At 51.9% G+C, this 14,794-nt stretch carries 13 protein-coding genes; 5 read left to right on the forward strand and 8 right to left on the reverse strand.

The window, feature by feature from the left end; translation table 11 throughout:
- Positions 1-5: 5 nt before the first annotated feature.
- The 5 genes from HZB23_16005 to HZB23_16025 all read left to right on the forward strand — a co-directional run bounded on the left by HZB23_16005 (position 6) and on the right by HZB23_16025 (position 5,017).
- Entirely contained in the window at positions 6-1,313 is a 1,308-nt protein-coding gene (locus tag HZB23_16005) for a radical SAM protein (GenBank protein MBI5846162.1), read from the forward strand.
- 204 nt (positions 1,314-1,517) lie between these two features.
- Complete coding sequence (locus HZB23_16010; GenBank protein ID MBI5846163.1) at positions 1,518-2,645, forward strand: protein kinase family protein; 1,128 nt, start codon at positions 1,518-1,520, stop codon at positions 2,643-2,645.
- Positions 2,646-2,792: 147 nt separating this feature from the next.
- Complete coding sequence (locus HZB23_16015; protein MBI5846164.1) at positions 2,793-3,392, forward strand: hypothetical protein; 600 nt, start codon at positions 2,793-2,795, stop codon at positions 3,390-3,392.
- A 52-nt stretch (positions 3,393-3,444) separates the two neighbouring features.
- Positions 3,445-4,188: an aminopeptidase gene (locus tag HZB23_16020; protein MBI5846165.1), complete on the forward strand. Its 744-nt coding sequence runs from the start codon at positions 3,445-3,447 to the stop codon at positions 4,186-4,188.
- Between the two features lie 556 nt (positions 4,189-4,744).
- The gene (locus HZB23_16025) at positions 4,745-5,017 is read left to right on the forward strand and encodes a hypothetical protein (protein ID MBI5846166.1); all 273 of its coding nucleotides are present in this window, start codon (positions 4,745-4,747) and stop codon (positions 5,015-5,017) included.
- A 399-nt stretch (positions 5,018-5,416) separates the two neighbouring features.
- Here HZB23_16025 and HZB23_16030 read toward each other — a convergent pair whose 3' ends face one another.
- From HZB23_16030 to HZB23_16065, 8 genes are all read right to left on the reverse strand, one after another.
- A complete protein-coding gene (locus HZB23_16030; protein MBI5846167.1) occupies positions 5,417-6,469 on the reverse strand; it encodes a methyltransferase domain-containing protein in 1,053 nt (350 codons plus the stop codon).
- Positions 6,470-6,899: 430 nt separating this feature from the next.
- Positions 6,900-8,078: an SPASM domain-containing protein gene (locus HZB23_16035; GenBank protein MBI5846168.1), complete on the reverse strand. Its 1,179-nt coding sequence runs from the start codon at positions 8,076-8,078 to the stop codon at positions 6,900-6,902.
- Entirely contained in the window at positions 8,075-9,646 is a 1,572-nt protein-coding gene (locus HZB23_16040) for an asparagine synthase (GenBank protein MBI5846169.1), read from the reverse strand. The genes HZB23_16035 and HZB23_16040 overlap by 4 nt, the downstream gene beginning before the upstream one ends.
- A gap of 109 nt (positions 9,647-9,755) precedes the next feature.
- Positions 9,756-10,739: a glycosyltransferase family 9 protein gene (locus HZB23_16045; protein MBI5846170.1), complete on the reverse strand. Its 984-nt coding sequence runs from the start codon at positions 10,737-10,739 to the stop codon at positions 9,756-9,758.
- A gap of 132 nt (positions 10,740-10,871) precedes the next feature.
- Positions 10,872-11,990 carry a radical SAM protein gene (locus tag HZB23_16050; GenBank protein ID MBI5846171.1) on the reverse strand — a complete coding sequence of 373 codons (1,119 nt, stop codon included), beginning with the start codon at positions 11,988-11,990 and terminating at the stop codon, positions 10,872-10,874.
- A gap of 109 nt (positions 11,991-12,099) precedes the next feature.
- Positions 12,100-12,636, reverse strand: coding sequence for a hypothetical protein (locus HZB23_16055; GenBank protein MBI5846172.1), 537 nt, complete (start codon positions 12,634-12,636; stop codon positions 12,100-12,102).
- 50 nt (positions 12,637-12,686) lie between these two features.
- Positions 12,687-13,769: a hypothetical protein gene (locus HZB23_16060; GenBank protein ID MBI5846173.1), complete on the reverse strand. Its 1,083-nt coding sequence runs from the start codon at positions 13,767-13,769 to the stop codon at positions 12,687-12,689.
- The gene (locus HZB23_16065) at positions 13,766-14,794 is read right to left on the reverse strand and encodes a radical SAM protein (GenBank protein MBI5846174.1); all 1,029 of its coding nucleotides are present in this window, start codon (positions 14,792-14,794) and stop codon (positions 13,766-13,768) included. The genes HZB23_16060 and HZB23_16065 overlap by 4 nt, the downstream gene beginning before the upstream one ends.

Here is a 14,794-nt window from a genome sequence, read left to right on the forward strand (position 1 = left end):
GTTCGTTGAAGATACTCTTCGTCACCCCCTATATCGAAAAAAACGGCTGGTACGACTATTTCGCCCAGAACACCCACAACCCGGCCCGCATCGTCTATCCGCTCAAGATTTCCTACGGACTTAGGTTCATCAAGCAGAACCTGCCGCAGATCGAAATAATGGAATTTCCCCTCTGGGAGGAATTCACGGAAAAGCTCAAGGAAGGCTGGGACGTCGTCGGTTTCTCCTTCCACACCAGCGGCACCAACCGGGTGCTTCGCATGATCGAGCACACCCGGAAAACCACCAGCGCCCAAATCTGGGGCGGCAACTACGGGGCCATGAACCCTTTTATTGTTGACCGCTTCGACAGGGTGATAAACGGCTACGCCGAGGAAAAGCTCGCGGAAATCCTTGGAACCCCCTTCGAGCGCCTGAGGCACCCGCCCCTGATCGACCAGTGGTACATAACGCCCCTTCCCTACAGGGTCCAGCGGGTGGCCCAGGTCCAGACCCAGCGGGGCTGCGCCATGCAGTGCACCTTCTGCCAGACCCCCGGATTCGCACCCAAACCGGAGCCCATACCCCTTGAATCCATCGATGAGGTCCTTGCCTTTTACAAGAAAAACGGCGTGGACTGGGTGGTGATGCCCGATGAAAACTTCGGCCAGCTTTCGGCTCACACCGAGCGCGTGGTGGAGCTTCTTGCAAAGCACGGCATTTTCTGGAGCGCCCAGGCCCGGTACGAAATCGCCTTGAAGAACCTGGATCACTGGAGCGCCTGCAACCTCATGGGCGTGGGCATCGGCATAGAGTGCGTGGATAAAAAGGCGCTGGACTCCTGGAAAAAAAAGCTGGCCCCGGACGCCATCCTTCACCTGAAAGATGAGCTTCACCGCCGCAACCGCTACATCTGGGGCTATTACATGATCGGCAACGAATTCGCCGATTACGAAAGCACCCTGGATGAAATCGAGACCGTCCACTCCTACGGCATAGGCTACGTACAGACCACCATTCTCACCCCCTACCCCAAAACCGCCCTGTGGGACGACGTGGACAGCCGCTTCGGCATTTTCGAGAAAAACTGGGACCATTTCGACACCAAGCACCTGACTTGGCATCACCCCAACTTAAAGCCCTGGGAACTTGAAAAGCTCCTGGATTACGCCTGCCTTCGCATGAACGACCCCAAGCGCTTTTTCGAGTTCATCTGGCGCATCTACAAGAGCTACTCCAAGCACAAGGGCTCCTACGCCAAGGGCCTTGGGTTCATATCCACCTTCCCCCTAAAATCGTACATCTATCCCGCCAACCCGCCGTTTTTTTCGTAGAAAGCGGGCAATGGGCGGTGACAGGGCGAGCCCCGTAACTTGCCGTCAAAAATTTGCACTATGCGCCCGGAACATAGTAGGCTATGATAGTCTGAAAGTTTTATATGCCGGGGATGTCTTGATCCGGGTGGCCCCGGCAACTCGTTGCCGGGGTGCGAAGCACAAGATGGAATCACAACGTTGTATGGGGGCAATTGGTTGGTCATGGAACAAAAAATAAAAGAGCCTAATGATATAATTTCTTTTTTGCGCAATCGCGACTACAAAATGCTGCGTGAGATAGGACAAGGCGCTTGTGGAAAAACAGTCTTGTTGTACGACGAGCAAATTGATGAGTATTTTGTATGCAAAAAATATGCTCCTACACAACATAGTCAGGATTTGTTCAATGGATTCGTTCGTGAAATCAAGTTATTATATAAAATACTACATGAAAATATAGTTCGAGTATTTGCTCATCACTTATACCCAGCCATCTTCACAGGCTATATCGTAATGGAATATGTAGATGGCACAGCTATTGATAAACATTGTGCTAAGTATCCCGATGAAACCAACAACCTTTTTATCCAGGCGATCAAGGGATTTAGCTATCTGGAACGATCAGGGATTCTTCACCGTGACATCCGCCCGGAAAATCTGATGGTCCGAAAAGATGGGCTGTTGAAAATTATTGATCTGGGTTTTGGAAAATTGATTGAGAAGCCTGATGATTTCAACAAAAGTATAAGCCTAAATTGGAAATATGAGACGCCTGAAGACTTTGAACTGTCAATATATGACTTTAAGACCGAAGTATATTTTGTAGGAAAACTTTTCAACCAAATTATTACTGAAAATAAAATTTCTCAATTCAAGTATACTAATATCCTGGCAGAGATGTGCCAACATAGCATATCTTCTCGTATAAATAGTTTTTATAATATTGAATTAAAAATTCAAAATAACCAGTTTGACGATATAGGTTTTAGTATTGATGAAGTTATGATATATCGTCGTTTTTCTGATGCTATAAGTCAACATATTTCAAAAATAGAAAGCAGCGCAAAATATAAAAGTGACATCGACAAGATAAAAAATAATCTTAATAATATATATTCAGCTATAAAATTAGAAGAGTATGTACCTGATGCGAGTATTGTTTTTAAACTTTTTATTAGTGGCGAGTTTTACTATGCGCAAACAGGACTTAAAGTATCAATTGTAAAAGATTTTTTGATCCTACTCCACTCAGCTAATGAAAATCAAGCCCAAGTTATTCTTGCAAATCTCCATACCAAACTAGATTCTTTACCGCGATATCCAAGTATGGATGACGACATACCATTTTAAAACTTGGATTTTCATTCCTTCACTTGCATCACCGCACCTCTTGTGCTTCGCACCCCGGCAACGAGTTGCCGGGGCCACCCACATATGAGGCTGCTGAATCGGAACAGACTTATGACGCCTTCTGTGATGCGTAATGGAGTTTAAAAGATGAAAACCACGATCACCTGCCTTATAATCTCCTGTTTCTTCTTGGCGGGCTGCGCCGCAGGCCCCGCTACATCGCCGGAATTGTCTTCGGTCAACAGGAAAAGCGAGACCATCGTACACAAGGGGTCGAAGTTCGTGTTTCCCGCTGCGGTTGGCGCGTTTCAGCGAAGCGGCGACCTGCATTTCTTCGACGACACCGGAAACAATTTCTCGGCCTCCTACAACATCGATGCGCCGGATTTCCGCGCCGCCTGCACGGTCTACGTCTATCCCGCCACGGCCAAGGATTCCCCCGAAAAGACCGACGAATCGATCCTGAAAGATCATTACAGCGAGGTCAAGGCCGCAATAATGTCCATGTACAGGGCGCGCCTGTTCTGGGACGCCACTTACGAACTGCCCCGCCGTTCCCAGGTCGCAAAGGGCAAAAAGGCCATATTCGAACTGGAAACGCCCGAAGGCGAAATCGCACTGTCGCACCTCTACATCTTTGTTCATAAAGGCAGGTTCGTGAAATACCGCTTCACCTATCCGAGCGAGGCCAACGAGGCCGTAAGGCCGGAACTGGAAAAATTCCTGGAACTTTTCCAATGGCCCTGAAACGCCCCGCAGCCTGCCTGGCCGGTTGCATTGAGATGAAGGGAGCCCGTAAATGCAGAAAAATAAAACCGTGCAAATAAAATCCGCGATAGTCGTTGCGCTCATCGCCATTCTGGCTTGCGGCTGCTCCGTGCGGTCGATTTCCGATTCCGGCTACAAGGAACCTTACGGATACGGGCGCGAACCTTCGGCCCAGGGCCTGTACAAGGGCGAGCTTTCCGAGTTCGACGTACTGGGCGTCAATGTCGAGACAGGGGCAAGCCAGGAGGAGATCGCAAAGGCCCTGGACGCCAAGGTGCGGCTCACCCTTCCCAAGGGCTCGTCCGTAATGCTCATCCAGTCGGGAGCAATGATACCGGACGAGGCGATGGTGAAGGCCCTGGAAAAATACTACGGCGTGGCGGTTTTTTCGGGGGTGCCGGAGGAAAGCGGCGGCAAGAACTACTCCACGGCCCTTCGCATGGCTGCGGCCAGGGGCGGCCACGAAAAAATGGTGGTTTACTGGGGCCTTTTGGAAACGGCCAAAAAGGGCCTTGGCACCAAGGCGGTCTCCTGGGTTCCCATCGTTGGCGGGGCGATTCCCGACGAGGACCAGGAAATGCGCATAAGGCTCAAGGTGGCCGTGGTGGACGTCAGAAGCGGCCAGTGGGACATGTTCTCGCCTGAGCCCTTCGGCGACTCGGCCTTAAGCGGACGCCACAACCGCGAGGCGGCGGACCAGCGCCAAGTGGGCCTTTTAAAGGCCATGGCCTACGAGGCGGCAGCCGAGGACCTTGTAAAGAGATACTCCAAATGACCGCCCGGCCCGATCATTTCCGGTTGGGCTCATGATCGCCCGATGACCGGACGGCCTCCCGCCCAAGACCCTTCGCCGAATACCCACCCACAAAAAAAGGGGGGTTAGCTCGAAAGAGCTAACCCCCCTTTTGAATTTTCTGGCTCCCCAAACGCAACCCTCTTCATAACCACTCACTGTTCGGCTATTTTTCCATAACATTTTGGCGCCTTGACAGAATGTTGATTTATATATATGCAATTGACCTCATTGAGTCAGCTGGAAGGAGAGAACGGATTGATGCCAGCGGGGACCTGAAAGTGTCCTATTCTTGGTGGTTTGAAAATGTCGAGATTGCCTCTCATTTCTTCAGGAAAGGATTACATACAAGTTTTCTTCCTTTTCTTCATGAGCATCATTTCATTCAATTTTCAGGGCATTCCAGGGCGTTAGGTTGCGTATTCATGAATCATGATTGCAAGTCTCCAGCAATATTTGTGCCCGAAAAATCGCTACATTTTCAAACCCGCTGTTTTCCTACATTTTCGCGCCGCCGCTGACAATTGAAGGAGAACGGATGAATATCGATGGCTTTGAACTTCTCAAACTCACGGTGTCAGCCGTCACAGGCGGTGCCATGGGTTCCATCATCACCATTCTGGCCGCCCGTCTTGCAAGGCGAGCGAAGCAAGTCGCCATCGAGATCGACGTTATGCCCCTCTTGCCTCACAAGCTCGACGGAAAAAGCCTCGATGCAAAGGTGGAATTGAGCATCCGCGATACACCAAGGCAGTTCGCCAAACTCTTCGTAGGGCACGAATCTGGAACACAACTGGGGAGGATTTATTAAAATACCCCTTCAAGCTCCAACTTCACGGTGATGACAGACTTATTCTCTGGAATTACAAAGGGGGGAGGGACGCATCGCACCAAATCATCCTCGAGAAGAGTGACCTGAACGATGAGTTCGCGCAGAGCATTGAGTTCCAGTGCGAGCCGTTTCTCTCGGGAGACCGATACGATTTGCAGCTATTCATTGACGCCCCAACAGACAGATATGAAACCAATACACTACCTTCTCCACCAAAGACAAACATCAGTTCGCCAGATCGGGAAATCTGATCAGATCTCAGAAGTTAACGCGTTCACTTGAGATTCCGAGTTTGGATTCTCCATAGGCGCGCAGTGCCCAACCTGTGCCGATCACCCAACCCCGCACTATTTCGATTGAACAATCGCACGGTAGAGCCTACTCGCGAACGAAAAGCACATAATCCCTAAATCCTCTGGTCTGGACGACACGCTCCCTCCTCATGCCTCGTGCGGATAATTGCTCAGCAAATTCCGCACTCCCAACGTCGATTCCACCGTCCTCCCAAAGAAGGGCGTTCAGCTTGATGAGCGCAAAGAGGTCACCTGGTTCGCCGCCGTCTATCTTGTCTGCCACGACTAACCAACCTCCTCGTGGCAGAGACCTACAGCATTTGCCGAGTAGATCGCTCGTCTTCTCACTCGCTGTGCAAACGAAGGATAGTATCACCGCATCGGCCCTTGGCAACTGCAGGGAGAACATGTCACCACCCATGAACCGCAGGCGGCCTGAGCAGGCTTCGCGGGACAAGAGACGCTCGCCGAGACGGCAAACGGGGGGGGTATCGATACAAACTGCTTCAATCAGCGGATACCGGTGTAGCAAAGCCAAGCAGAGTGCACCTGTTCCTCCACCTACATCAAGTACTGTGCCAAACTGCGACCAATCGAAGGCATCCGCGAGCGTCGCGCCCTCCGCGAGCGCGAGGCAGTGAAAGGCGAGCTGGTACATCTCGAGCGACGACTCCGAGTGCTCCGCGTTGCCAACGGGTGGAACCGGGAACTCTCGCTGCCATTGGGGGAACGATGTGCGGAGCGCATCGGGCAAGTACCTCCAAAGTGGCTCAAAGTACAGCGCAAAGTGCCGAAAGAGGTGTCCTGCGGATATCTCTTCTTTTAAGCCGAAAGACGCACGCCCCTGCGGCGAGAGACCGAAGATGGTTCCGTTCTTCTCCAGCAAGTTGAGATGAACCCCCACGTTCAGCAGATGCTCCAGATGTTCACCGCTACAGTGGCAATGTTCCGCGACTGCCGCGCGCGAAAGAGGGCCCGAACGGAGGGCCGAAAAGATTCCCAGCTCAAATATAGCGCCCACTGCCCAGAACCGAAGTGGGGCCAGGAGCAGATCTTGGACCTGATGTGGGAGCACTTCATGCTCCAGGGAGCCGCTTGAGGCCCCTGCGTTTCGCGTCTTCTTGTTGTGCGTTGCCATTGTTTTCCGATCCTACTCTGCGCTCTCGCTTGCACCCTGCGCCGTGAAGTACCTTTTGTCCTCGTTGCGGAGCGAACCCAGCAACTCGCACACTTTGATGTTCATGGTGCTTCATTCACTGTTGAGGCGGTGGACCGAGTGTGTAACATCAATGAACCGTTCTGCGAAATCGCTATCCGTATCCATGCTTCGGATCTCATCTTCCGCATTCCACAGTGACGTATTGACGCGGTGGAGTCTCGCCCCAGTTCATTCGTGGAACGTTCATCTCCGACAACAGAACCCCAGACCGCTGACATATCTGCGAGATATCCTTGCGCTCGCTCTGCCGACTTTGGTGCCTTCAGCTCGCGTGCCTTGACTTCCATTATGGTGATGCGATCGCGTAGCCCATCGGGGCCTATCTCAACGCGGATTGGGCTCGCCATCATTAATCCTCTGTGTTGCAGGGGGCAGCTCGTTCGCGTCTCTTCGCTCCTACCCCATCCTCGCGTCGCGGCCACGCTCTACCTAAACCGAGCACGATCTCAGAAAACATATAGGAGCGCCAGCACTGACTGGGGTACCCACCGCCTTGTGCGCTTGAGGAACTCTCCGAGAGACGCTGGTACAAGCAACCGCCTCGGCATAGGGAGTACCAGAGGCATCCAAGGCAAGCGCCCTTGAACTTTTCGGATATCGTAGCCAAAGGCCCTGCAGGGAGTTCACGCAACCTTGAAACGAGCTGGTCGTCGTCCACGTTCGCGATCACATAGTTCGGATCGTCTCCGAACTGATCACACGGAAAGACATCTCCATTCGGCTGAAGCATGATGTGGTTCCAACAAGCTCCTGACATGTGGCAGGCTTCGTTTTCACCTCCAAGCAATATGTCATCTATGAGCTCGAAGTACTGTATGCGCGGCCGGTTTTCATCGTCGCACTTCCAACGATTGAAAAGCTGTAGGAGTAGTCGCGCATATGGCATCAGCCATTGACTTCCATCGGGGCTCCTGTTCCATGGTGTCCAGGTCAGCTTGGGCTCCACGTTGATCCGTTCAACGCACAAGGAGCGATAGAACTCGTAGAGGCGGTCGACATCCAAGCAATCCGGGTCTACCAACGTCGATGTGACCTCGACCGACACGCCTTCCTTACGAAGTATATCCAAAGAGATCATAGCCCGGGTGTGAGGCGATACGTGGTGCAGACCAGAAGCCCAGCGCCGATGTCGGTCGTTAGCCTCCTGATATGCGTCGATACTCACCCCTACCGAGAATCCTCGCTCGGCGAAGAAACTGGCCCAGTCGCTATCGATGAGTGTGCCATTGGTATGGAGGCAGTTTTGAAGCAACATCGAGACTCGGCCTGCCTCGGATTCAGCGGCATCGATGAGTTGCTTCAAACGTTCCCTTCCTGCGAGCGTCGGCTCGCCCCCCTGCCAAGACAACGTGACCTTTTGGCACTCCAATCCGGAGAGCACTCTGATCAATCGCCCTACCGACCCCGGTTCAAGCCAGCCATGCTGCTGCCGGTTTTTTGGAGATATGTAGCAGTAGTCGCAACTGTAATTGCAGAGCAGTGTTGGCCGGACAACGACCACAACGGTTTGAAAGACGTTTTCGCTCACTGCATCTCTTCCTTCCTATAAACGAAGCAGGTCACCCAGTCCTTCACCGCATCGACGCTATGGCCGAGAACAAAAAGCCGCGACCATATCTCGATGTTGAGCGTGGCCCATCGGAGATCGCGTGAGGCAGGTGCATACCGTGCCCAGCTCAGCGCGGGCTCACGGGAGAGCCCGAACACCACCTCAAATCCACTCCCAAGAATCTCGTCCAATGGCGGCAACCATAACTCAAGCGGGATGTCGAAACCAGACTTGGGCAGCTCAAGGACCTGAGGCGGGAGTCTCCCCGCAGATAGGTCTCTAACGACAGGTTTTGTTCTTTCCAGCGTCGATAACCGAGGAAGCGACGCCACACCGGCCTGTATGACACGCCGTCCCAGATACGGAAAGGCGACCTGTACGCTACCGTACCGTGATGCCGCGTGGAGGCGCAGAAGAGTGAGAGGTAGCGTCTGGAAGAACTCTGTCATCCAGGCGATGCGCAGTTCTCTCTCCAGTGGATCATTCTCCTCGGATAGGAGCATGCGTAGCCGCGAGGCCAATGCCAGCCGCTCCGGAAATCCAAAGCCGATTCGCGCGAGGTCGTCGAGACCGCGCAGAAGGAATATTTCTCGCTCCAGATCGCTTCCTGAGACCGATCGTGTCTTAGGCTCGGAAGGTGCTTCTCTGAGCCGATCGCGGAGTTCGATCAGTCTCGGATATCCGCCAAACAGCTCGTCCGCCCCTTCTCCAGTCAGCATCAGCCGAACGCCTGCCCTCCCGGCCACTTTGGCAACAAGCGCCAATCCGACATGGTTCGGAAATCCCACGGGCAGCCCAGAATTCACTATGGCGTCAACAAGCCCGGCAAGAAATGAACGCCGATCAAGTTGCACTTGAATAAGCTCTAAATTAAGGTGTCGCGCGATTGCAGAAGCGGATACCGATTCGTCAAATTTGTCCTCGCCAACCGCGCAGGTGAAAGCGGTCACCGGAACATCTCCCTCGCACGCGAGCGCTGCCAGAAGGGTCGAATCGAGACCCCCACTCATGAAAAGTCCGAGCGGACCTTCTCCACTCAGACCGCTCAAGGCTTCCCGAATGGCGGTCGCTACTTCCTCCTTTTGAGCCGCTGGCGAGAGGTGGGACCGGGGTTGTGTCAGTATGCCGCCGGTCCATCTTCCTTCACAGACTGGAATCCTCGAACATAAATCCAATCGCCAAAGCTCGTCGGCTGGAACCATGAATGTGTTCGCGAACGGGAGAGGGCCTCCAATCCATCCATCGTAGAAGACGTACTCTCTCAAGGCGCACGGTTCGGCGTCGGGGATCGATCCAAGGCGAAGGAGGACGGGTAGGTCGGCTGCGACCGCCCAGCCCCAATCAAATGACCGCACGAATACAGGAGAGATGCCAAGGGCATCACGTCGGACCAGAACCGCATCCTTCGCCTCAACATCCAGTCTGGTCGCCCAGCTCGAGGATCGCTCCAACGCACTCGAAGTCTTAAATGCCCACTCAGGGAGGCCCCATTTTGACTTGTGGATTTCGGGTCCCGGAGGCACTCCCCAGCCGCCTGAAATCGCCAAGGTCTTTCCAACGGATTGGATGAATGGGCCGTTGTCAACCCAGGCTGGCCAGGATGTATCGAACCTTCGCCGGAGCACAACCGGCGGCTCTGCGGTAGATGTTTGCACTTCAAGCATGGCGTTCCATCTCATGTTCAGCGATGTAATCGCAGATAGTTGTTGCTACATCTTCGACTGCAATCCTATTCATGCACGGCGTGCTTGATGTGCAAGTCATGCGTTGGCACGGATAGCAGTTGGGGTGGTCGGACAGCGATATCGTGGTCCCGCCATCGACAAGGTGGTAAGGAAACCACTTTGAGGGTTCTGTCGGACCAAAGAGAGTCAGGATTGGTGTTCCGACAGCAAAAGCGAGGTGAGCAAGGGCGCTATCGCAGGTAATCGCGATGTCGGCATATGCCAAATTACGCGCAGCCCCGAGCAGAGACGAGTCAAGCAGTATTCGAATGCCCGATGATCGAGCCGCAGTTCGGAGGCAATGTAGGTCCTCGCTTGGGTCTGCGAGCATTGAAACGGAATATCCGGCTTCGTGAAGTTTGTCTGACAATGAAATCCAACGGCTCAACGGCCAGGACTTGGAGTTTGTACTTGCACCAGGACAAAGGCAGATCCCATGGAGGCTTGGAGATTTCCGTCTCTCAACCACACGGGCCATGAGATGTTGACTCGTCTCGAGAATCTTGATGATGTCCCGCGGACGACGATCCAGAGTTCGCGCGACAAGTTGCTCGTAGTACTCATGGGCGTATTGAATCTCGGAGTCTGACGAGTACTCTTCCTTTGCTCGGTCACGAACATTCGATTTTGACTTCCGGGTGAAAACAAAGGTGCTTATCGTCGCTGAGACCGCATCGCTGATTCGATCATGCCGTAGGTCTAACACCTCCGTGCATCCGAGGAGGGAAACCCACAAAGATAGGCGCGCCGCGTGATATGTCGTTCGCAACCACGAATGGTAGACGGGCGGGCAAGCCAGGCAACTGGCACCTCTGAAGATCGCGGCAACGATGGGTGCAGCCTGATCGTTTATAATCAGCGCGATCCGCTCGAATCGTTCACATTCGAATAGAGCGCCGAGAGCTGGCATTGCCATTATCGTGTCCCCAATATGATCGGGGCCCACGACGATCAAAGATCTGACGCGTGGCATAAGAGCTCCATAAAAGAGAAGATTCACGATCTCGACCCAAACTACTTCTCTATCTGAGAGGATGATTGTATTCGATCACTTGCATCCGATGCTCTTTAAGAATTCGTAGTTGGTTTCAACATGAGGACAGCTGCCGCATAAGCAGGACGTTACTGGAACATGAGTGATATGAATCATTTCCTCTTCAGCCCGAAACGCGCGGTACGGCTCGCCGTACCAAATCGACCGGAAGTCCTTCTCTGGCATCTTCCCCAGGGAATGCGAGCAACCGCAACAGCCAGCCACGGTCCCATCGGCCATCACGCGGGTAAATAAATAGCCGACGATGCACGGAATTTTGTACTGCTGCTGGGAGTCGATTCTCGTGTAATTAGAAACAACGTTAATACCGCGAGTGGTTCCATATTGAATGGCATCCTCAATAGTCTCGATGGTTCGTTTCCGGTCTTCTCCCGTCGGCACCTCGGATGCGGTCAAGCGACTCGGGACCATATGGTCGAACACAACCTGTCTAGCCTCGACGGAGGCGGCAAGCCGGACAAACGAATCTATCTCGGAACAGTTATCTTTGGTTACAACCATCGAAAGCAGGAGATGGGGCTCCTCGGACCGTGCTTCTTTCTTGGCTCTTGCTAATCTGTGAAGCATCTCCCGTATATCGAGAAGCGAGTTGGCCGTACCGTTCACTCGGCGATAGGTTGCCTCCGATGCCGCATTTACGCTCACATGGAGGCCATGCAGCCCAAAGGGGATCAGTTTCTCGACAGCTCCCGGAGTCAAAAGACGTGAACCGTTTGTGTCGAGAGAGACCCTTGCCCCAGTCTCCCGAATGTACTTGATCATGTCAGGGTATGCGAGGTTTAAGGTAGGCTCTCCGAGTCCACAAAGGTTGAAGTCCTCAGCGCCCTCGGCGCGAGTCTGATCGACGGCGTTTCGGAAGACGGCTAAGGACATCTCGCAACTTTGAAGCCGCTCTCCAAGCCAGAGTGCCGTGCCTTCGTCATACCCGAACGCGTCCGACTCCCCAGCAATGGCGAAGCCGTCCATCGTATATCTCCCTGGACCGTGCATCGCGCAGAACGAGCAAGCTACATTACAGCGGTTCGAAATCTCCAGTTGAACCCATAAAGGCCCTGCAGGTGGCTCGGCCTTGGTTCGAATCGCTTCCAGCAGTTTCTCCGAAAATCCCCACATCGGGCCCCCCCTTAGCCTGTACCTGTAATCGAATATTGGATTACTGTGATTTTTGCCATCCGCATCATTTTTAAAAACCTCGGCTTGATATATACCTCCAAATACTCAATCAATTACCAAATGTCCCTTGGTTGATAATCTTGAATCGGCCGTCAATCAGTATGTTAACGGTACTAGTCGTTCGGCAACCTTCTGGAATAGACACCAATGCATTAACTGTGTATTTATCTCTTTTATGAAAGGGCTTGCATATTAAATCCATTTTCTCTAAAGGTTTAGAAAATTCAGGAATCTCAAGGAGCGTGATCGCATGGAGCCGGTCCTTTCCCGTAGCTGTTGCATAAACTGTTTTATCGCCATTTGTGAAGTCTATACCAAATTTGAAGCTATCATAATTCTTGTTGCTTAGATTTTCGATATCAACAGTAACATTATACAAATCTTCGTACTCTGCCACTTCTTCATGATAGGTAATTACTACTTTTACGCCTATATCATTGATGGATGGTTTAAATAAAAGTGGAAACGTATCGATATTAGCGGCAATCCCTTGAGGCCGGTTCAAATATTTCTCATTCAAAATTCCAATAATTGCCGTTGCCAGGGCTGTGGCAAAAATACTAAGGATAAAAGTGATTGTTTCCATTCTCGTCTCCTTATAGTCAGTCATTCGAGTTGATCGGGCAAAGCCGCAAATTATCGATTGTTATCAAATTGATTCTGTGAATTTGAATATCTCTCTTCCTTATGCAAGATTAATCGAACATCAGGTAATAATTGTTTATCCATAGCCGTCTCTATCAAGAGGCCCTCTTTAATAGCCTGGAAAGTGACCAACTTGCCTCTGTGCTCTATCTGTCGGCACAGATCATTCGCTGCCATTCCGATCGACAGGAGTTCGGATGACAGAGCCTCAAATTTGTGCTTGCTTACTGGTCTATAGCCAATGGGCATAATAAAATTCATGGAATCGATTACCAAGACTGGTGACGAAAGCACGTCCATAAGATACGAACTGGCAGTTGGTGAAATGGATCTCAGTGCTCTCAGATTTCGTCTCGCCAATATCAACGTTTCACGGCAATCGAGGGCACAAGGTTTATGCGAGATAATTTCGAATCCAAACAATCGGCTATATTGATTTGTCAATATCGGTGCGTATCCAACGTTATTATCAACCCATTTCGGCTTAAATTCGTCTTTTCTATTAAAGGCTGCTATGCAGCACTGAGGATAGCCAAACAATCTACCCAATTCGGCATCATTCTGGAGTAACTCGCTCGCCCATGCCCTCAGTACCATATCAGCATCTCTTGAGAGATAGACAAATACCTTGGCTCCTGCATCCCATACGCCTTTTGGAAGCACCACAACATTATCAGAGTAGGTTCGCTTCGAATCTATAGGAATCGTTCGCATAAGAAACGGACTGGGCACAGCTGCCAAGCCCAGAACATGGGCCCGTCTCACTGCGGCGGCAACCATTCCGGCTGGAACGATAATACGAGCTGTATCACGTCCGCCGCATAGGACCAGAAGACACTCCTGTGCGCCCGGACCTATGCCACGCAGCGATTCTGGTAAGGGATCGCTTTCGCGGGAGCTTGTTAGGCGCGAGCCCCACAAGTGAATCCACTGTTCTTTCCATCTCTGTATTGAACATCGATTAACTGTGTCTATTTCCAAATCGTTGGCGTCTGTCGGATAAACCGGGCAGTAATCACAACTGTTGTCTGTCTCAAATGCCGATAAAGACCATTTGGGTAGATGATAGCTCATCGAATAATGCCGCAATAGGGTGATGGATGATCGAAGGAGCCGAACGTCATATATCGTTGGTACGGGCAAGCTCCACGACATATTTCGGCCCATTGGCATGACCGACAGGCTGACGGAACAACAGAAGCGGCCCGTTGATACGAGAGATACGTATCACCAGACATGATTTCCATGAGAGACGTAGTATGAATATTACCAACGCACATGCTCGAGTTTCCATGAAACAGATCGCAAGGGAATACGTCCCCGGTCCAGTCGACGGCGATGTTTGTAAAACATTGCTCGCGACAGAACACGCACGTGGAAGGCTTTCCCACTCCGGGAGTGGACCATTCCCCAAGCGTCGGAATTTCCAACCCATATGATGACTCTGATTCAGATGCGGCCTTCAGGGCAGTGACAAATCTTGAGAATGCGCTTGCCGAGACGGGCCTAATCCATCGCGATGAGCCTCGATTCAAGCGAGGTTCGAAGTGAAGCTGGTTAATCTGGAGACTTCGGCATAAGTCGAGCAACTCAGATGCAATTTCCCATGTATCATCATGTACGGTCGTGCTCACAGAGGCACCGAGTTCCGACTTGGAGGCAATTCTCAAAGCTATGACAGCTCGTTCGAAAGATCCCGAGCCGTCGACATCGTGCCGGTAACGATCATGGAAAGACTTGGGGCCATCAATGCTCACGGACACAGATACTTGAAGCGACTTGAAGATATCCATCCAGGATTCGTCCAAGAGCAGTCCATTGGTATGCACGCAAGTGTAGATCGACTGGTGCCGTCCGCAATAGGATTTGAGAATCTCGGAAGCCTGAACGAAGTAGTTCTGACCAACAGTGAGAGGTTCGCCACCGTGCCACGCGACCACTATTCGGGGTTGTGGCAGCGAAGCGAGTTGACTGGCGAGTTTGGACAGCGTTGGAAATTGCAGGCGTTGTTCCGGCCCTGATACACGATCGCCGCAATATGCACACGCAAGGTTGCACACTGTTCCGGATTTGATCAGCAGCTGTATTTGCTCGTTCAT

The organism is Deltaproteobacteria bacterium (assembly GCA_016235345.1).
In the GTDB taxonomy this organism is placed as follows: Bacteria; Desulfobacterota; Desulfobacteria; order Desulfobacterales; family Desulfatibacillaceae; genus JACRLG01.